The following is an 18988-nucleotide window of genomic DNA, read 5'->3' on the forward strand; positions in this document are numbered from 1 at the left end:
CGTTTTTAATTTCCACATAATGTTCCCCCCCGCATGTTAAATTAGCTAACCTTAAAAGAAAGTGGTCATAATCCAATTACGGATTCCTTTGTTGCTGAATAAGATGCCAAAGACGGTAAAGTATACCAATACAAAGGCAAGTGCGGAATTATCGCTGATTAGTGCGAACATATCCGCCATTCCGATTAACGTCCACGTTAAATTACGACTCATTTTTCTAACCTTTCTGACCAGTCAATCTGGTCCCTGTGTTCATGTAACCACTCTTTCGCTAGCGGTACGTTAATTTGCGTTGTCTTCCCTTTCCCACCTCGTGGGTTAATTACAAAACCTGTTGGATTATTCAAACTCCAATGAGTGTCAGGATAACGATCAAAAATATATAAGCGAATCCATTCTGGAGCCTTGCCACAAAACAAATATTGCCGCGCTGGTTCAAGTTTCATCCACTCAGGTTCATCAATTAAGGCTGGTTGCTTAATTAATGGCGCCACTTGCTTAGCAAGCTCTTGAAGTGATTCGTCGGTCATTGTTAATTCCACATCAATCACTCCCATCTGTATTATTTCTATATCAATTGTTATAATTTAATAAATTATTCGTTGAGGTGTATTTTAAAAATGAATTTATTAGCCCTGTTCTGGTCACCTATCATTGCTAGCATATCCTTATTAATTTCCCTATATACTTTGTACAAAAACAGAACCCATCTTGAAGTCCAATGGAATCAAGACATTGAAGAGGCTAATCTTGATAGTATCTTTTTGTTAAAGAACGGCGAAGAGGTGCCACTTAACTACGCCTACTTCACGCACGTCGATATCATTAACCCCAGCCCACGAGATATCGGTTTCTTTTCACTTCGAGCTTTTAACCCTAATACAAATCAAAACCTATATCTGTTAACCCAAAAATCTATCGATTTGGGGCTTGATGGATCGCTTGCCATTCGGCGTGATCCGTCTGGACGGGAGTCCCGCCTGGACATTCCAGAAAGCAACTCTGGGATCTTAAAAGCTAATTCAATCACTAAGTTAGATCTAATTATCGTTCTAACCGGAGTTCCTAATGATGTTAACAACCTATCCAACCTTGACACTATTGCGGTTAGTTTTAGAATTGCGAAGTATATTCTTACTAATCGTGATCCCTTTAGTCGCGGAATCTTTCGTCATTACTGGTACAAAGGAATTAAATACGATATTAGCGGCTGGCAAAAAAGGCGATTAGCGCAACAACAAGCGCAATTATCTGAATTGGAACGTGAAAGCAAAGTGCCAAAACAATTCCAATCACTACAAAAAGCAGTAAAGTCATTAATTGACCTCCATCAAAATTAAAAATTACATGTCTAGGAACTTAATTTGATCGTTATCTCAATCTCCACTTCGAGATTGAGACTCCCTCTCGTCATTTCCTTCTTCCTGATATAATTAACTTATCTCTGCTGAAAGGAGGTGAGTAATTCGGAATCTGTATATAAATTCCCAGGAAATTTGAGAATTCAAACATTAGGAATACCATTACTGATATTTGAACAATGGAGCGAAAATGAATCTTTTGTTGAAAGATTTAAGTTTGCTGGCGGATGGATCCTTATAATTGAATGGTATGAAGGTCATGCATACGTTCATTCAAACATCTCTTTAACAAATTATCCTGATGAATCCATTGGGCCTGCTGACGGATTCCCAACTAATTTCGATTTTGTTGATCGTCACAAGCCTGAGGCGCATTAGGAATGAATGCATTAGGTCTTAGAATTATCGAATCAGCGTATATCTTGATTTCCATCGGGAAGTCTTGGCTATTACTAGCTGCGGCTTTACTGTTATTTTTATCATTCATTATTCTTTTCCCCTAATATAATTGATTGATCTGCTCATGAAAGGACGGAACAATATGACTAACAAATTGAATAAGCTGACCAAACAATTTGGTAATCTAGCCAACAATACCAGTGGCCTTATTGGAACCAATGAAATTCCACCTTCTGAATTATTTAACCAATCATTTATGCTTAAACATACCAACCGTAAGTTTTCATCATTTGATGACTTTGTAACGGCTAAGTTTGGTGACATGGCGCTCAAAGATATTCCTGATGACAAGTTAAATGAATGGGTTAAAACGTCTACTGATTTCAACTCGTGGTCTGGTATGCAAATATCTGCTGTAAAATCATATGTTACTAAGAAGCTTGGATTTTAATTAAGCTTCTGTTGAAGGCTAATCACTTCTTCATAGAGGTGTTTAGTCTTTTTTAAATGCTTCCGAAGCTTCTTTAGTTCCTTAGTTACTGCCTTCGTATCAATGTTCACTTCTAAGTTCATTTCATCTTTATTCATGTTTGTACTCCTTAATGATTCTGATTTTTCAAAATTAACTGGGATGTGCACCGATTCATAATCGTATGGTGCAATGTCTGCAGCACTCACCCGTTTAATTAGTTCTTCAAATGTTGTTTCTTTTCTTTCGTTATTCATTGTTTTATCTCCTTGATATAATTGACTTATCTCCTAATGAAAGGAGGTGATTGTATGACTGATAATGAGAAACGGGCTCACGACTTGGCATTGACTGTTGTTCAAGAAGTGCTAAGTAGGTATAGCAATCACGATGTTCAGAATGAATATGAATCATTAAAGGATCATAATTCAGTTGTATAAAATAAATTCTAGGAGTCTATAAAATGAAACTCGAATCTATAGCCATGTTAGTAATTTTGGTTTTATCAATGATTAGTACTTGGGTTCAATTTTATTTTTCATTTAAATTCCAAGATTTAACACATCAGTTAGAATTAAAGCGATTAGAATTTGATTGGAAAAACAACGAAGCTAATCGGGAATTAAGTGCTAATCTAAAAAAATTCGATAGCAAAAATCATGAAGTCTTAGAAAAAATCAGCAATGATTTTCAGTTAAGAAAAATTAAGTTAGATAAATCATTAGTAGTTAAAGAACATTTAATTCCTCAAATCAGAGAAACTTTTATTAATTACACATTTACCACATTGAGAGAAATTGAATCATCTAACCTTTTCCCGATTAGATTTTCTGATAACCAGAAAAAACTTGAATCAGAAGTTATCCTTTATTGTCCCGAAGCGGTTGAAATAATCACCTCGTTTAAAGACAATAATGTTATCATTCCCGATAAAGTTAGGGAACCTGGATTTAATGAGCGTGAAAATTTAATTCTGATGTTCAGAACTAACGTTCTGCCAATTCTATCTAATCGCTTGTTATTAGAGGAACATCGCGGCTCCGAGGATTAATCCAACTAAACCAGATACAAACATCCATACAATAATTCCACGTTCAGGGTGTTTCGTATAATTGTTCGTGTAGAAAGTCCATTGGTAAGTTAACAATCCGAAACCCAACATGGCACAAACCATGACCATAACTGCCTCAATACCGCTCATAATCTTCTCCTTATCTAAAATCGTCTAGGCTAACACCTAGTGCATCCGCAATTTTGACCATGTTGCCAAACGTTGGCTCATGGCCTTTTTTGTAATTTCGTAGTGTGTTCTCATTAACTCTGCTTAAGCGAGCCAATTCAGCTATCGTGATTTTTCGTTTAGATATAATCTTCTGTACGTTAGTCCATCCCATTTAAACCATCCCCGTTACATATAACCAATATGAATGCTATAATTTACATGTTTGTTGCCCTGCTCCGTAGCGATGCGGAGCTTAGCACTGGGTGAATTCAAGGAAAACCTAAGTCTTAATTGATATGGCAACCCTGAGCCGAGCTTAATTGAAGGTGCAACGCATAGGACTATATCCCACGAGCGCCCAGCAACTCTCGTAGTTGAAAAGGTATGCTGAACTGCATAGAAACATGTAGAAGTATCAGACAAAAAGCCGATACGATAACACGATTGATGAACGTCGCTGCTAGCCAAATTAAGGCACTACAATCTTCTGTACCTAACGTTAAAGCATTAAGTCAAATTAACGCAGTAAAAGGGATGGTAAATGTAAATTCAATGAATCATATTTCTAACGCAATCAAGCCTTCACTTATTACAGCTAGCGCCGTTCCTGGTAACAAACGATTTCGAAATCTGTCTTTGGTGCAACAAAGGCAGATTTTTTATTTCTCTAGGGCTTCCTTCAATGTCAGTTGCATCTCTACGCCTCCTAAACTCGTTCAAGATACAAATCACTGCAACCTAGTAGATCGCAGATTTGATAAACAATTTCTAAGTTAAGCTCCTGCACGTCTTCAGCCGTAGCAGGCTCACCGTCTGTATGCAATCGGCTTTTATTAATTTCAATTGACCTTTTAAGTGCTTCTCGCACGTTTTCAAATTCTTCCATTTTCAACTCCTCCTTTAATCAAAGAAATCTTCTTGAATCTTGAATTGATTCTTTTGGAACAGTTCAACTGCTTTTGGATAGTAGCGCCATGCCCCTTCAGCCGTCTTGTAACTCAAGTGACGATCACTCTTGATCCCTAGAATGCTACCCCACTTACCAATTTGACTGGCCGAGTATTCTTCTTGGCCACTAATTGGCAACCGCGTCATCATGCCGATCACGTCATTGCGCATATCAAGTGCCATCCGTGCTTCACCGTATTCATCCGCCCGATCGGCTAATTCCAGCCAAATCTTGGCGTCTTCATTCCGTAACTGGTGTTCCTTGTTATCATTTTGGCGCCTCATCTCAAGCAACCATTCACGCTTAAATTCAAGGTTGTCACGAGTAAGTTTCTTATCTTTACCACCAATCAGCTTGCCGTTATGTTCTTCCTGGTATTGGTTGAACAATCCGACATAGGTAGCGGTGAAGATCGTCCCTTTCTTACCAGTGAGCTTATTAGCCACGAATTCACAGCCTTGTTTCGTGAGTAAGTAACATTTACGAGTTTCACCTTTGGCATCCTCATAGCTGGATTCGATGAAGAAATCTAACGAATCCAATTTTGGATCGGTTGCCAAATCGTTGATGTACCGGTCAATGTCACGCATTAAGTGAGCATGAGTTTTATTAATCATCTTGGCCACGTCCCGGCTATCCATTACGTCTTGATCGTTAACTTGTTTGATAATTTGTACTTGAGTATCCATGTTTTTGTCTCCTTTGTGTCTCCTTTGTGTCTTTTTAAGATACTAATTCTGCAAAAAAAATCTGTTCAACTTCATCTGGCGACAGATGGTACCTATCAATGATCTTCTTAATCTCACCTTGTGTGAACTCTGAGGTTGAATTCATCTTATTGGCAAGAGTAACGTTCGCCATCCCAAGGTATTTAGATAATGAAGATTTAGAATCACCATAATAAGCCATTTTTGCTTTTAAAAGACGCTCATTCATTACTACATCTCCCTTCTCTTATTTTCGTGTCTTTTTAGGACACCTTTATAATATCACAACCTATATCTAGGTCAATAGTTTTTATATCTTTTTTTGAAACTTTTTTAATTTTGTGTGGCTTTTTTTGAAATCTACTTATATAATAAAGTCATAAACTAAAGGAGACACTATTATGGAAACGATGGGAGATCGCATTAAACGATTACGTCTTTCAAAAAAGCTGACTCAAGAGGAACTAGGTAATCGCTTAGGTGTCCAGAAATCTGTTATTAGCAAATATGAAAAAGGCCGTGTCACTAACATGAAACAATCCATGATTAAGAAAATGGCATCTATTTTAGATGTGACACCTACTTACCTTATGGCTCTAACAGATGAATCAGATAAAGAAACAGAGTCTAACCAAGATTCAGAACTAAACACAATTCTTGACCACGCCATGTCATTTGACGGTAAGCCAATGACTGACCATGACCGGGAAGTAATTAAGCGGTTGGCCAAAACTTATATGGAAACTAAAGGCGATGATTAGATGGAAGAAGCTAAGGTTGCTTTTGCCAAACTGGATGGTAATGGCTATTGTTTAACTGATATTGGCTTGATCGTGGTTAATCAGGACCTGGACATCAACCAGCGCAAATACGTTATTATGCACGAACTGGCACATATCCACCAATCTAGCGAATTATATCAGGCCACTAGACAAGCACAGATCAAGTTGGAATATGAAGCAAATCGAATCATGGTTCAGGCTATGTTGCGTGACTATGACGAGATTAACGGTCACAAACCATTTAGTTATATTGATTTTATGGAACAGACCGGGCTTAGCAGTTACTATGAGCACGTTGTCGAGAAGTTAATGTGAACTACTAAAACGGGGGTACATCTAATGCCAGAAGAAGATCCAAATCCTAAGATGAAAAAACCACTGTATAAACGAATATGGTTTTGGTTGTTGATAGTATTCTTGTTATACATGTTTGCCGGAGCCGTTGCTAATGATGACTCATCTGATGATGATAGTGCACAATCGTCAACCTCATCCTTAGTAGCCAAGAGTAGTAGCAAATCGAATTCTATTTCAAGTAGTAGTTCAGAAGAGGCATCCTCTGATTCTTCAACAAGCTCATCAACTGACTCAGAGAATTCAGACGATGATGAAACCGATAACGATAATGATAACTATGATGATAACGAATATTCAGATAATGATGCAGAAACTGAGAACGATACAAGTAACAATGGAGATATCGTTACCGGACAACAAGGTGTTATTATTGGGAACTCAAGAACAAAGGTTTACCATACTCCAGGCCAGCAAGGATATCGTATGAACTCTGCCAATGCAGTTTATTTCAATTCTGAGGCAGAAGCTCAAGCTGCGGGTTATCGTAAATCTCTACGTTAGAAATAAGGATTGTTTGACATTCCATTTGCTACAAATATGCAGTTGTAAAATCAATATAACATCCAATCACTGATCGATGTTAAAAGCTGAGATAAGGAGAAGAACTTATGATTGAGGAAAACGGAAAAGATGTCCCACAAGAAGTCCGGGGCTGGAATTGGGGAGCATTCATGTTCAACTGGGTTTGGGGGATTGGTAATAAAACCTATTTACCACTTCTTGTTTTCATACCCGTGTTTAATATCGTGTGGATCTTTATTGTAGGTGCTCGAGGAAATTACTGGGCTTGGCAAAATGGAAATTATAAGGACATCGAAACCTTTAAAGCCGTTCAAACAACCTGGAACCGTGCCGGATTAGTCCAATTCATTTTTGTCATTGTTGAAATTTTCCTTTATACAACTTTTATGGCATTTATCATGTTTGCTATATTTGCTAGCTATTTTAACTTCTACTATAGTAATTAAGACACTATACTTATCATGAATAAAACAAGCGATCCCTATGATGGGGACCGCTTGTTTTATATTGGTTATAATTATTGTTATTCAAACATCCGCTTTGCAGCTTTCATTAAGACACGTGGATCTTTATCATATCGTGGTGTTTTCACTAAATGATCATCTGAAATACCAGCAAAATGGAAGGCAGCAATTTCGCCAGAACGAACAGCACTCTGTTCAGTAAAGATCATCTGATAAGGTTGTTCAACGAATTCACCAGTAAAGGCAAGATTAGTAGAGTGGTCAGGGATAACTTTAGGGCGATCTACCTTTGCACGGTTATTGAATAAAGCCGATGCATAAGGCATATAAACCGGAATACAGTTAATGACACTTCCCATAATTCCCTCTTCTTTTTCTTTAATATTAACCGGGCCGGGATCGACCTTAGATAATTGCCCAATCAGTTCCTGAAGCATCTCTTTACCTGTCATCTTAATATAAGGCTTATCAACAAATTCGCCATGACGACGTGGGTAAAGGAAGTATCCCCAGAGAACCGTTTCGTTTGGCTTTTGTGTCGTAAAGTGAGGTTGGTGGTGAACAACGATTGACATATTAACGTCCACTTGACCGAGCGGTGTAATTGGTTCCGTTGATAAGAAGGAGTTTAAAGCATTCCCCGGTAATTGTTTAGTGATACGAGTGATTTCATTTAAGAGTAAATGATTATCAGTTGTTAAAGTAAAACTAACCCACTCTGAGGCATTTCTATCATTGAAGAACTTGTCGGGATTACCAAGATTATAAAAGTGTCCTGCCGCTTGTTTCCATAATGTAGAGGCCGCCCCGTAATCCATATTTTCTGGTGCTGGGGTATTAAAATCTCCAAGAGTTGCTGAATCAGTGATCGATCCATTCGTGAAAAAGACTGCTGTCTGATCATCAATGTTAACATGACTCATCTCATCTGTCCGAGTATTCAAAATTTCCAAGCCGGTAACTGTAATCTCGTCCTGCATGGGGGTATCTTTAAAATCAAAGGCCGTCACCCGACTGTCCATTACAAAGTGGCATCCACTTCCTTTTAAGTATTCAATTAGCGGCATCATAATGCTCTCATATTGATTATAGCGAGTCCGATTAACCCCAACTAAGTGTTCAATCTGTGTAAACTCATAAATCATTTGATGCATGTATCGCCGCAATTCTTGAGCAGACGACTCAACCCTAAAAGCAAAAGTTGTTTCCCACATGTACCAAAAATTGGTTTGGAACATATGGGGATCTTCCTTAAAGTATTCTCCAATAGAAATGTTGTCTAATTTTTCTTCTTTTTCATCAGGCATCATAACGAGACGAGTTAACAGTGCTCTATCCAGTTCATTTAACCCTAACTCATGGCCATCAATAATTCCTTTACCACCCTGCAACAATCGCGCTACATCATACGTTCGATGCTTCTCATCAAAATCAATGGTATCTTCTGCAGCAGTCATCCCTTTTTCAGTAACAGATGGAATTCGTCCAAGTAGATCCATTAAATCAACGTAAGTCCGATAGTTAAGCATCCGTCCACCACGAGCAATGTAACCTTTAGTATTGTCCGTTGGGTGGTTTTTATTCCAATACTGTTCTGCAGCAAACGAGGCCGTTGAGCCATCATTAGAGCCATTCAAGTCTAGAGCGTAAAATGTGATATCATCGCCCTTCCAGTGACCTTCTTGAATTAAGTAAACCGCCGCTGCCATATTAGCAAGGCCGGCCCCTATCATTACTGCTTTTTGCTTTAACATACTTTCACCTCAATAAAAAACATTTATGTACATTCATATTATAGTTCTTTTCTGATATATTAATGTAGGAAACTTTTTAAAAGGGAACAATACCTAAAGATTATTCCATTTTAAGATGTTAAACGTTTTCTTTATGAAACTAATATAAATTGGAGGCTAATGTTATTGAGCATGGTTAAGATTTTAATTGAGTTTTTGCTTGTGGTTTTAGACATCCTTATTGTTTGGATGTTTTTAATTCCCAATTATTTGAAGCGGAATTACATTGATTTGATTCTCGGCTTCGGACTTGTATCAATTGTCACCTTATTTATTCTTTGGGGGGTCAATTAAAATTCGAATTATTCCAATCCTTGATAACTAATAAATATTGCAGCATGGGCGATTATCTGCTGGCATTTAACAGTGAGGTTCTAAGAATAAGTAAACAAAAAAGGCCTAACCGTGGCTAGACCTTTCATGCAAATATTGATGTTGGTGTACGGAAATCTCTTCTTAAGGAGATAGAGGAAAAAAGACATCACAAATTTCTTAGGATGTGGGTTAATTATAACATGACGTACATCGATTGTATATAATACCCAAAGAATCATTTAAAAGGTCCAGACCGCTCCATGTCATTTGATGGTAAGCCAGTAACTGACCATGATCGAGAAGTAATTAAGCGTTTAATCAAACTTATATGGAAACTAAAGGCGATGATTAGATGGAAGAGGCTAAGGTCGACTTTGCTAAGCTAGATGATGATGGCTATTGCTTGCCTGATATTAGCCTGATTGTGGTTAACCAGGATCTGGACATTAACCGGCGCGAGTACGTCATCATGTACGAACTAGCGCATATCCACCAATCTAGTGAGCTATACCAAGCCACCAAACAGACATAGATTAAACTTGAATATGAAGCTAATACAATCATGGTAAAGGCAATGCTACGTGACTATGCCGAAATAAACGGGCACGAACCATTTAGCTACGTTGACTTCATGGAGCAGACAGAACTTGATAGCTATATGAACATGTTGTTGCAGAATTAATATAAGGCTGCTACCAAACTATCTAATAAGAGACGGTAAAAAACATCAACGAATTGGACGCTCTCGGTTGACAAATTTAACGATCTGGTCAATAATACTAGTAATCAAGTTAAATGGTCAGCTTAAGACCGACTAGGCGGGAACGTTTATCGTTCCTGCCTTTTTACGTTCTGAGGAGAAACTTATGACTGACAAACCATTTAAAACGATAGACGAACAACTAAATATCCTAAAGAGCAGAGGATTAGTAATTATCAATGAATCCGCTGCTAAACGATCACTACAAAACAATGGATATTATGAGATCATTAACGGATACAAGTACCCATTCCTCCTAAATCCTTCAAACGATGAAGAAGGCTATAAGCCATCCGCCAGTTTTGAAAACATCTACGAGTTCTATCAATTAGATTCGTATATTCGATCAGCAATAATTGACTCTATCGAAATGTTTGAGAATTCGTTCAAACAGGCCGTGGCATATGCAATAGCTGAAAATATTTCCGAAGAGCTCGCCGAATACTCAAATCCAGATAATTATGTTCCTGGGCACATTAACAATCACGGTAACTCTGATAGAGATTTTTTATTGCGTAGAATTAATACAGTTAGTGTCTTAAACATCGAACCATATAAGCACTACCGAGAAACTCATGACAACATTCCGCCTTGGATCCTAGTTAAAGGATTAAGCCTTGGAAACACCATATACCTATTTAGCCTTTTAAAAGATTCCAGCATCAAAGAAAAAATCATAGGGAGAATGATGGACTTTGATCCTGCAATCATTCCGGGTATTGATGATCAATTCCGAATTAAACAAGTGTTTAGCGATTCCTTGTCTCTTATCCTTGATTACCGAAATTTAGCTGCTCACGGTGGACGTATGTATGATCATCGATCCGTTAAACATCAAATTTCAATTTATTCACCATTGCTATATAACAATTCATATAACACTACTTCTAGAACGGAATTTAGAAACGGAAAGAATAGAAGCAGTATTAATGCGTTGCTCTCATGTTTTTTTGCAATAGAGAACGACGACCCATATATAAATCTAAGAACTTGGTTAACAACTAGGCTGAAAATGTATAACGACAAATATCCATCTGACATGAATTTTATTATTAACAAAACCGAATTTGTTCCCAATTTAGGTGATTAGCCATGGCACAATACACTAAACGAGGAGCTAAATGGCAAGCTCGAATCCAGTGGCGGGATAGTCATGGAAAACGGCATACTAAGTCCAAACTAGGCTTTGCCACAAAGTCACAAGCTAAACAATGGGCGGTGGAAGTAGAATCATCCTTAATGAAGGGTATTAAGCTAGACCGATCAATTACCCTATATGATTACTGGTCTCATTGGGTAGCTACATACAAGGCCCCAACTTTATCAAAAATATCATTGAGTCGCTATAATTCTTTTGGTAACCTCATCCGTCAATCCTTTGGCGATACTAAGATTAGCGATATTAGTCGTTCGCAGTATCAAGAGTTTATTAATGATTTCGGCCAAAATCACGCTCCATCAACTGTTCAAAAACTTAACGGGTTCATCCGCGCTTGCATTAATTCTGCTATTCTTGATGATTATTTAGTTAAGGACTTCACTCAGGGTGTCGCCCTAACATCCGATCGATCCCGAATAGTCAAAGTTGAATATTTAGATCGATCAGAGATTGAAAGAATCATTAACACATTAACTGATGATTTAAATTCTAACTACACCAGTCGTTATATGATTCTTACAGCTATCTATACCGGTATGCGGCTATCAGAAATTCAAGCTCTAACCTGGTCAGACATTGATTTTAACAAACAGACCATTAAAATAAACAAATCATGGGATTTTCGTACTAGATCTTTTAAACCTACTAAGAATGAGTCCAGCAATCGAACAATCCGGATTAATACCGAATTGTTGGATATATTGAATCAACTTAGACGGCCAGCAAAAGGAACGATGCTGTTTATTAACCAGTTCGGAACCATTCCAACATCCAATGCCGTTAATAAATGTCTACGATCAATTATGAATGATCTGGGTATTAAGCGCGCTAACTTTCACTTCCACAGTCTACGCCATTCCCATGTAGCCATTCTATTAGCCAAGGGTATTGACATCTATGCAATTAGCAAGCGTCTTGGTCATAGCGATGTATCGACTACCATTAATACCTATGCTTACCTGCTGGATGAATACAAGCAACAAACCGATAACCAAATCATTGACGCATTAAATTTTGGCACACATACTGCACACAAAACGCAGCCTTATCCTTGATATAAAAGCATTCTTAATTAATAAATTCACCCGCCATCTCCATTTCATTTATAATTGAAGGCAATTTATAAACAAACAATCAGAGTAAAACAAAAGGGGCTCATTCGGGGCCCTTTTTTATCTATCTTGATCTAATTGTCTCTAATAGCAAGCTCTTTTGACCTAGCGCATAAAATTTAATCAAGCCTACTAATAATTTCTATCAATCGCTCAAGTCCCACTTGAATCAGACTATCTTTTGCTGGAGCCAGCGATAATCTTAGATATTGATCCGGTTGTTGATCCACAAAATAACGATCACCATTTTCGACTAAAACACCTGCTTGTTGCGCTTGTTGACAAACATCTTTCGCCGACCTGCCTACCGGTAGTTTCAGCCAAAACCAGGAACAATGATCAACCGCTTGCCAAGTAATTGGTAACTGCGACTCTTTTAACAATTGATTCACGAACCAGTATTGTCGTTGATAAGCCATTTGCGATCGGTGAAGATACTGTTGCCAAGATTGACTCGTTAAACACTGTTCAAAGATTCGTTGGGCTAACCCCGAAGTTGACAAATCCGCAATTTGTTTAGCATTAACGATTCTTTCAACCATTCCTTGAGGCAAAACCATGTAGCCCAATCGAATGCCGGCAGCCAAAACACGCGATAAACTCCGCAAGTAAATTACTCGCTCATCCCGATCAAACATCTTAATCGTCGTTGGTTGCCAATCTCCAGAAACATCAACCCCATAATCATCTTCAATAATCCAAAGATCATAATGATGAGCTAAACCGTAAACTTGGTGTTTTTGTTGATCGGTTAAGGACAAGCCCGTGGGATTAGCCACATTTGACATTAAATAAAGTAATTTGGGTTGGAGTAACTTAATTTTAGCTTCTAAGGTCGCAATAAATTCCTCACTTGGTTCGGGACTAATCCCGATTATATGTGCCCCGCTAGCTCGAAATGCGTCAATGGCACCCGAATAGCTTGGATTTTGCATCAAAACAATATCCCCTGGGTGTAATAAAGTCCGGGCACATAGATCAATTGCTTGTTGGGATCCCGACGTAATTTGGATCTGGTCAGAGCTAGTTACAATCTGATTATGGCTTAAATAGTCTCTTATGGTTTGGCGTAAACTAAATAAGCCCATCGGGTCATTCACCGTAAAAGCCTCCCCTCCAGCATCAGCTAGAACATGGTCTACCGCCTGCTTAATTTCCGCCACGGCCACCCGCTCTGGATGAAGAGAGTAACTAGCAAAATCGATCATTCTTTCTGCAGTTGGTAGCTGGTGGTGCTCTTCGCCACGATGCTGATTAGCTTCCACAATTCCTTGCGGAAGCTGATGAACATAATAGCCACTTCCCCGCCGACTAATCACTTCTCCGGTCATCATTAAGGAGCGATAAGCCGAAATTACCGTCACCGGATTAATTTTTAAATCATCGGCTAATTGTCGGATGGCAGGAAGCCGTTCATCAATCTGCCAATATTGTTGCTTTATTAAAGCGCGTAATTGACTCGCCAATTGCTGATACAACGGGATGGGCGCTTGATGAGTCAATTTGATTGGTAATTTTAATTTTTCCATCTGATTTATCCTCATGATTTTCTACTTAATTTGATTGTAAAAGGGATATTATTAGGATTCAATCCCTATCGAAAATGATTACATTTCCATTAAAATTGTTTTAAAATAATTACTAATAATAAGCAATTTGGAGGACATTATGGATCAAAATCAAGGTGAAATGAAACACTCCTTAAAAACTCGTCATCTATCAATGATCGCCTTAGGAGGAACGATTGGAACTGGGCTATTCATCGCCAGTGGTTCTGCTATTTCTACGGCTGGTCCTGGCGGCGCCCTTGTAGCGTATTTAGTAATGGGGCTGATGGTCTATTTCATTATGACTAGCTTAGCCGAAATGGGAACATTCAACCCCATTAGTGGCTCTTTCACCCAATATGCTCGGGACTACGTTGATCCTGCTCTTGGTTTTGCCATGGGGTGGAATTATTGGTTTTGTGGTGCTATTTCAGTGGCCGTCGAACTGTCAACAGTTGGGATCATTATGAACTTCTGGTTCCCGCATATTGCCAGCTGGTGGTTCAGTCTTGGAGCCTTTCTCCTCATTAGCCTGATTAATTATCTAACGGTAAATGTTTATGGAGAAACCGAGTTCTGGTTGGCCTTCTTGAAAATTGCAGCCGTTGTGATTTTTGTAATCGTTGGGGCCCTCGTAATCATCGGTAAACTTGGCCATCAAGGATTCGTCGGCTTCAAATTTTTCCATTATCGCGATGCTCCCTTTGTCAACGGCTTCCTTGGAATCGTGAGTGCTTTTGTGGTTTCTGGTTTTTCCTTCCAGGGAACTGAAATGGTCGGGATTGCGGCTGGAGAATCAAAAGATCCCAAGCAAAGTGTCCCCCGTGCAATTCACTCCACCTTCTGGCGAATTCTCCTCTTTTACGTTTTGACCATCTTTATCATTGCTTGTCTCATTCCTTATGACAACAAAAATTTATTAAGCTCTGATGTCACCGATATTGTTACCAGTCCCTTCACTTTAATTTTTCACCAGGCTGGCTTAGAATATGCGGCTACCTTAATGAACTTCGTTATCTTGATTGCCGTCTTATCTTCAGCTAATTCTTGGCTCTACGCGATTATCCGAATCTTATATTCTCAAGGACGTAGTGGGGATACTTGGCGGGGCTTCGGTTTTGTTAATCGTCGAGGGGTCCCGATTAATAGCTTCCTAGCGATGGCTGGTTTAAGTTTTTTGATCTGGTTAATTCAGTTTGTCGGCCCGCAAGCCTACAATTATTTAATTGCCGCTTCCGGTCTAGGTGGTTTTATGGAGTGGCTCGGGATTGCGTTAACCCATTATCGATTCCGGCGTGCTTATCTCAAACAAGGATATCAACTTAACGACCTCCCTTATCGTGCCAGTCTCTTTCCTTTTGGACCAATTTTTGCCTTTATCCTTTGTATCATTGTCATTGTGGGACAAAATGTAAATGCCTTCATCACTTGGGATTGGCAAAGCATTTTAATTACGTATATGAGCGTCCCACTCTTCTTTATTTTTATGTTCTATTACAAACTTCGCCACCATTCCCATCTAATTCCTTTAGATCAAGTGAAGTTAAAATAAAAGGTCAGCCAATTGGCTGACCTTTTATTTATCGCCGTTGCTCACCAGTGAGTTCTTTAAATTTACTAATATCTTGACTACACTCCAGGCAGCCTAGGTATTGACCATCTGCATCATGGATCCCGATATATTGGACATATACAAAACGCTCGCCATGCAGATTAAACCAATATTCAAACCGATCCCGCGTTCCCGCATGTAATTCAGCGATTATTTCCTTCACTTTATCAACACTACGCGGGGGATGACATTCAAAAACCGACCGACCTAGCACACTCTTGGTCCGCGGAAAAATTCGGTCATCTGTATCAGTAAACCATTGCACTCGATCATTTTCGTCTACAAAAGTTAAATCAAGGGGTAATAAAGGAAAGATGGCCTTTAATTCACGCCCGGATAGAGTTCCTGATCCTAAATCGATTCGGACATCATCACCTGTTAAAGCTGCTGGAAGTTGCTTATCGTTTAATTGATCATAAACTTCCTGTGTTGACAAATGTCCCTGCGCTTGTGAATCTGCTTGCGCCATTTGAATGGCCGCCGCATTTAACTCTTTAGCAATGGACGATTCATGTGGATGAGCTTTGGCTTCTTCAATTTCACCCTGAGTAGGCTTCCATGGTAATGGAGGATTAATTAAAGTATAACCAAATTGTCCTTCATCTTGGCGCGCCGTTGCCCAATCTTCTGGACTAGCAACTTCCGCTAACATTGGAATCATAATGTCTTCTTCTTTAAAGATCATTGCCGTCACTTCATTGGCCGCATTCGTAACAGCGGCCTCGATCTCATACTTGTCTGGTAATGAATCCTGATTAACGAGATCATTGGCTCTTTGAATCAAGTCCCGAATTTGATCATCGACCCCCCACATAACTTGCGGGGGAGCTGTAATTCCATACTTATTCATGATCGGAAAAATCGTTAATTCTTTCCGTTTATAATGGCGCCCAATTGCTTTTAAATCCTGCAAAGCCTTCCGCATCCGTGCCAAATATTGATTGTTAGCACCGTCTTGTTGCCATTTTTTCAAACACGGTAACAACTCATCATTAACCAGCGAATTGATTACCATATTTTCCAATTTCATGGTATGCACCGGGTGTCCCGGCTTTTGAAAGGCCGGGGTCCCTTGATTGTCAGTAATCTGCCCCTCAAAAAGAGCCACATGAACATTACACAGATTTTGAATTTCAATTGGATTAAGTCCCCCGGCGATTAATTGTCGCTCGGCCGCCGTAATTTCAGCGACATCAACTTGATCAAATTGATCTTTAAACATTTGCTTGGCTTCATCAAAATCGCCGCCCTCATGCAAAAAGGTCAAAATTTTGACGATCGCCGCTTGCCGTTCTTGACTCAGTTCACTTGTCATCGTTGATTACCTCATAGCCAGCGTCCTTAAAATATGCCACCACCTTATCTTTTGGAATGCCCATAATCCGGCAACCTTTATTCAGAGTGACAAACCGACCAACTGAATCTAACATTCCCGGAACAGTAATTTTGGTAAAGCCTAATTCCACCATTTGATCGACAAATTCAGGATATAAATGGGCTAAATTTCGAACTGGTTGATCAAAATCAATTGTTTTCATCCTTGACCTCCACTGGAATCCCCAGGGTTGTTTTTGCTTGATCCGACATTTTTTCTAATCCCCATACGGGATACCAGACAAGTTCAATCTTAACCTGATTAATCCCAGCGACCTTAGTGACAGCCTCGGTAATATCATTTTTAATCACGTCACTAAGCGGGCAGCCCGGAATCGTTAAGGTCATCGTAATTGTACATAGATCGTCATTAACATCAATCCCGTAAATCAGTCCTAAGTTAACAATATCGACCCTCAATTCTGGATCAATCACCGTCATCAGGGCTTTTAAAATTTCATCTTGAATCGTAATCGCCTTCCTTCTAGATTATACTTTGCACAAGAAATTTTCTTAGTCTTAGTATACCGTGAAGGCCCTTGATTACTCAAAACTTTTAGTAATATTGACCATGACGATAATCCCAAACATCGTATTGATCGGCCAGGTTCATCATAATCTTATCAATATCTAGCCCTTTACGAATAACTACTGGGCATGCTTGCCCCGCTTCTGGTTGATCGTTAATGATCTTTCCGGCTTCGTCTACCATTGAAACCATGACCCCTTGTTCATAACGGGTATCAATGGTTTTGTCAGGTTGAATTGACTCCACATAATCATCAGCATCCAAAATCAAATCGGCCTTGGATTCAATCCGTTCACCGATTCCAGCTACTTTCCCCCGATTACCTTTTCCTGAGGGGTTAGCGCTAGAGGCATATACCATCTTACCCTCTTGTTCCCACATTGCTTTAGCCATTTGTTCACTTGGCGTCCCAAACTTAATGACAAAGCAACTAGTTTGGCGCCGGTCCATCATTAATTCTTGGCGATCATCATCTTGTAAATACTTTTCAATGGCTTCTGGTTGCCATGGCAAGATACAGCCTAGCAAAATATCTTCATCCCAGTGGCGTTGGTATAATGCTTCAATACTTGGGGTTAACTGTGCTAACTCCTTTAATTCTTCCATGCTTCCACAAAGTACCACCCCTGGCTTATTCCGGTTCCGTTGTTTGGCATCGAACTTTCTTTCCAGCCCAGCTTTATCGTTAGTCATGATAATATAGCCCACTTTGGTTGGACTAACAATCATACTACCTGGTTGATTTAAAGCATTGTATACTTCCTGGTCAATTTGGCCTTGCCATTGAACATGTTTTGTCATAATTTTCTCTCCTATCGGTATTGTGGAATTCGAGCTTCATAAGCTTCAATTTCTTGGATATGTTTCATCGTGATATCAATATCATCATCACCTGAAATGAATTTTTCTTTCCAGGTTTGGTCAATTTCAAATGGGTAAGTATCTTCCCCGTTTTTCACCACTTGATTTGGCAAATCAACTACGATGGCTTGATCACTACTTAATTGTGCCAGTTGATCCCGCGCTGTTTGCGGTAATTTAATTGGTAAGACCCCATTTTCGGTACAGTTCATATAAAAAATATCACTGAAACTTCCGGCGATCACCACGCGAATCCCCCAATCTTTCAGGGCCCAAGCCGCATGTTCCCGTGATGAACCACTCCCAAAATTAGAGCCCGTAATAAGAATCGTTGCTGCTTGACGTTCCGGAGCGTTCAAAATGAACTTGGGATCCGGGCGGCCATCAGGCAGGTAACGCCAATTATAAAAAAGGGCATTCTCATATCCGGTCTTCAGCAAATTCTTGAGAAATTGTTTCGGGATAATCTGATCCGTATCAATATCATCATTCATAATCGGGATGGTCGTTCCCGTATGTACTACGATTGGTTCCATAAAACACTCCTATCCTAATTCACGAATATCTACAAAGTGACCATGAACGGCGGCAGCAGCGACCATCGCTGGACTTGCAAGATGCGTCCGAGCTCCCGGCCCCTGTCGTCCTTCAAAATTTCGATTAGTGGTGGACGCACAGTGCATGCCTGCCGGCA

Annotated in this window: 27 protein-coding genes and 1 pseudogene; 12 read left to right on the top strand and 16 right to left on the bottom strand. The window is 39.3% G+C overall.

Annotated features, from left to right (window positions below; translation table 11 throughout):
• Positions 1-51: 51 nt before the first annotated feature.
• Positions 52-213: a hypothetical protein gene (locus tag PS3_RS10515; RefSeq protein ID WP_176662266.1), complete on the bottom strand. Its 162-nt coding sequence runs from the start codon at positions 211-213 to the stop codon at positions 52-54.
• Entirely contained in the window at positions 210-542 is a 333-nt protein-coding gene (locus PS3_RS07155) for a hypothetical protein (RefSeq protein WP_040468584.1), read from the bottom strand. Before PS3_RS07155 ends, PS3_RS10515 begins: the two co-directional genes overlap by 4 nt.
• A gap of 78 nt (positions 543-620) precedes the next feature.
• On the opposite strand from PS3_RS07155, the gene PS3_RS07160 reads away from it, so the two are divergent.
• Positions 621-1340: a hypothetical protein gene (locus PS3_RS07160; RefSeq protein ID WP_040468557.1), complete on the top strand. Its 720-nt coding sequence runs from the start codon at positions 621-623 to the stop codon at positions 1338-1340.
• A 562-nt stretch (positions 1341-1902) separates the two neighbouring features.
• Positions 1903-2211, top strand: a complete 309-nt coding sequence (locus tag PS3_RS07165; RefSeq protein ID WP_040468559.1) for a hypothetical protein — start codon at positions 1903-1905, stop codon at positions 2209-2211.
• On the opposite strand, the gene PS3_RS07170 is transcribed toward PS3_RS07165, so the two are convergent.
• Positions 2208-2486, bottom strand: a complete 279-nt coding sequence (locus PS3_RS07170; protein ID WP_040468560.1) for a hypothetical protein — start codon at positions 2484-2486, stop codon at positions 2208-2210. The genes PS3_RS07165 and PS3_RS07170 overlap by 4 nt on opposite strands.
• A 54-nt stretch (positions 2487-2540) precedes the next feature.
• Between PS3_RS07170 and PS3_RS10815 the strand changes: the two genes are divergently transcribed.
• The gene (locus tag PS3_RS10815; RefSeq protein ID WP_268869371.1) at positions 2541-2669 is read left to right on the top strand and encodes a hypothetical protein; all 129 of its coding nucleotides are present in this window, start codon (positions 2541-2543) and stop codon (positions 2667-2669) included.
• Between the two features lie 23 nt (positions 2670-2692).
• Entirely contained in the window at positions 2693-3280 is a 588-nt protein-coding gene (locus PS3_RS07175) for a hypothetical protein (RefSeq protein WP_040468561.1), read from the top strand.
• Here the strand turns inward: PS3_RS07175 and PS3_RS07180 are convergent.
• The 5 genes from PS3_RS07180 to PS3_RS07200 form a co-directional block, all read right to left on the bottom strand.
• Positions 3251-3430, bottom strand: coding sequence for a hypothetical protein (locus PS3_RS07180; RefSeq protein ID WP_040468563.1), 180 nt, complete (start codon positions 3428-3430; stop codon positions 3251-3253). The two genes, PS3_RS07175 and PS3_RS07180, sit on opposite strands and share 30 nt — an antisense overlap.
• A gap of 10 nt (positions 3431-3440) precedes the next feature.
• Positions 3441-3623, bottom strand: coding sequence for a helix-turn-helix domain-containing protein (locus PS3_RS07185; protein ID WP_040468564.1), 183 nt, complete (start codon positions 3621-3623; stop codon positions 3441-3443).
• Between the two features lie 534 nt (positions 3624-4157).
• A complete protein-coding gene (locus tag PS3_RS07190) occupies positions 4158-4337 on the bottom strand; it encodes a hypothetical protein (RefSeq protein ID WP_040468566.1) in 180 nt (59 codons plus the stop codon).
• A 14-nt stretch (positions 4338-4351) separates the two neighbouring features.
• Positions 4352-5089 (bottom strand): Rha family transcriptional regulator, encoded by a 738-nt coding sequence (locus PS3_RS07195; protein ID WP_007122517.1) that lies wholly within the window; start codon positions 5087-5089, stop codon positions 4352-4354.
• A gap of 34 nt (positions 5090-5123) precedes the next feature.
• Positions 5124-5336 (bottom strand): hypothetical protein, encoded by a 213-nt coding sequence (locus PS3_RS07200; RefSeq protein ID WP_040468568.1) that lies wholly within the window; start codon positions 5334-5336, stop codon positions 5124-5126.
• Between the two features lie 172 nt (positions 5337-5508).
• Here PS3_RS07200 and PS3_RS07205 point away from each other — a divergent pair, with 172 nt between their 5' ends.
• The 4 genes and pseudogenes from PS3_RS07205 (at position 5509) to PS3_RS07220 (ending at position 7214) form a co-directional block, all read left to right on the top strand.
• A complete protein-coding gene (locus tag PS3_RS07205) occupies positions 5509-5868 on the top strand; it encodes a helix-turn-helix domain-containing protein (RefSeq protein ID WP_040468570.1) in 360 nt (119 codons plus the stop codon).
• Positions 5869-6204, top strand: a complete 336-nt coding sequence (locus tag PS3_RS07210; protein ID WP_040468571.1) for an ImmA/IrrE family metallo-endopeptidase — start codon at positions 5869-5871, stop codon at positions 6202-6204.
• A gap of 369 nt (positions 6205-6573) precedes the next feature.
• Positions 6574-6747 (top strand): annotated as a pseudogene (locus tag PS3_RS10875) (sunset domain-containing protein); the annotation flags it as partial.
• A 110-nt stretch (positions 6748-6857) separates the two neighbouring features.
• Positions 6858-7214, top strand: a complete 357-nt coding sequence (locus PS3_RS07220; RefSeq protein WP_040468588.1) for a hypothetical protein — start codon at positions 6858-6860, stop codon at positions 7212-7214.
• Between the two features lie 77 nt (positions 7215-7291).
• On the opposite strand, the gene PS3_RS07225 is transcribed toward PS3_RS07220, so the two are convergent.
• On the bottom strand, positions 7292-8986 hold the full coding sequence (locus PS3_RS07225; RefSeq protein WP_040468573.1) for an oleate hydratase: 1695 nt from the start codon (positions 8984-8986) through the stop codon (positions 7292-7294).
• Positions 8987-9692: 706 nt separating this feature from the next.
• Between PS3_RS07225 and PS3_RS07230 the strand changes: the two genes are divergently transcribed.
• The 3 genes from PS3_RS07230 (at position 9693) to PS3_RS07240 (ending at position 12314) form a co-directional block, all read left to right on the top strand.
• The gene (locus PS3_RS07230) at positions 9693-9872 is read left to right on the top strand and encodes a hypothetical protein (protein ID WP_040468574.1); all 180 of its coding nucleotides are present in this window, start codon (positions 9693-9695) and stop codon (positions 9870-9872) included.
• A 334-nt stretch (positions 9873-10206) separates the two neighbouring features.
• Positions 10207-11190, top strand: a complete 984-nt coding sequence (locus PS3_RS07235; RefSeq protein ID WP_040468576.1) for an Abi family protein — start codon at positions 10207-10209, stop codon at positions 11188-11190.
• 2 nt (positions 11191-11192) lie between these two features.
• The gene (locus PS3_RS07240; RefSeq protein ID WP_007122518.1) at positions 11193-12314 is read left to right on the top strand and encodes a site-specific integrase; all 1122 of its coding nucleotides are present in this window, start codon (positions 11193-11195) and stop codon (positions 12312-12314) included.
• A gap of 176 nt (positions 12315-12490) precedes the next feature.
• Here PS3_RS07240 and PS3_RS07245 read toward each other — a convergent pair whose 3' ends face one another.
• Complete coding sequence (locus tag PS3_RS07245) at positions 12491-13900, bottom strand: aminotransferase-like domain-containing protein (protein ID WP_040468577.1); 1410 nt, start codon at positions 13898-13900, stop codon at positions 12491-12493.
• A 139-nt stretch (positions 13901-14039) separates the two neighbouring features.
• Here PS3_RS07245 and PS3_RS07250 point away from each other — a divergent pair, with 139 nt between their 5' ends.
• On the top strand, positions 14040-15470 hold the full coding sequence (locus tag PS3_RS07250) for an amino acid permease (RefSeq protein ID WP_007122520.1): 1431 nt from the start codon (positions 14040-14042) through the stop codon (positions 15468-15470).
• Between the two features lie 28 nt (positions 15471-15498).
• On the opposite strand, the gene PS3_RS07255 is transcribed toward PS3_RS07250, so the two are convergent.
• From PS3_RS07255 to PS3_RS10145, 6 genes are all read right to left on the bottom strand, one after another.
• On the bottom strand, positions 15499-16845 hold the full coding sequence (locus PS3_RS07255) for a DUF438 domain-containing protein (RefSeq protein WP_040468579.1): 1347 nt from the start codon (positions 16843-16845) through the stop codon (positions 15499-15501).
• Positions 16835-17068, bottom strand: a complete 234-nt coding sequence (locus PS3_RS07260) for a DUF1858 domain-containing protein (RefSeq protein ID WP_040468581.1) — start codon at positions 17066-17068, stop codon at positions 16835-16837. Before PS3_RS07260 ends, PS3_RS07255 begins: the two co-directional genes overlap by 11 nt.
• Positions 17055-17345, bottom strand: a complete 291-nt coding sequence (locus PS3_RS07265) for a metal-sulfur cluster assembly factor (RefSeq protein ID WP_050950888.1) — start codon at positions 17343-17345, stop codon at positions 17055-17057. The genes PS3_RS07260 and PS3_RS07265 overlap by 14 nt, the downstream gene beginning before the upstream one ends.
• Before the next feature lie 115 nt (positions 17346-17460).
• Positions 17461-18234, bottom strand: a complete 774-nt coding sequence (locus PS3_RS07270; protein ID WP_007122522.1) for an L-threonylcarbamoyladenylate synthase — start codon at positions 18232-18234, stop codon at positions 17461-17463.
• A gap of 11 nt (positions 18235-18245) precedes the next feature.
• The gene (gene leuD / locus PS3_RS07275; protein WP_007122523.1) at positions 18246-18830 is read right to left on the bottom strand and encodes a 3-isopropylmalate dehydratase small subunit; all 585 of its coding nucleotides are present in this window, start codon (positions 18828-18830) and stop codon (positions 18246-18248) included.
• A gap of 9 nt (positions 18831-18839) precedes the next feature.
• Positions 18840-18988 (bottom strand): aconitase family protein (locus PS3_RS10145; protein WP_235719998.1); only part of this gene is annotated, 149 nt, incomplete at its 5' end.

The organism is Limosilactobacillus gastricus PS3 (genome assembly GCF_000247775.1).
GTDB classification, from domain to species: Bacteria; Bacillota; Bacilli; order Lactobacillales; family Lactobacillaceae; genus Limosilactobacillus; species Limosilactobacillus gastricus_A.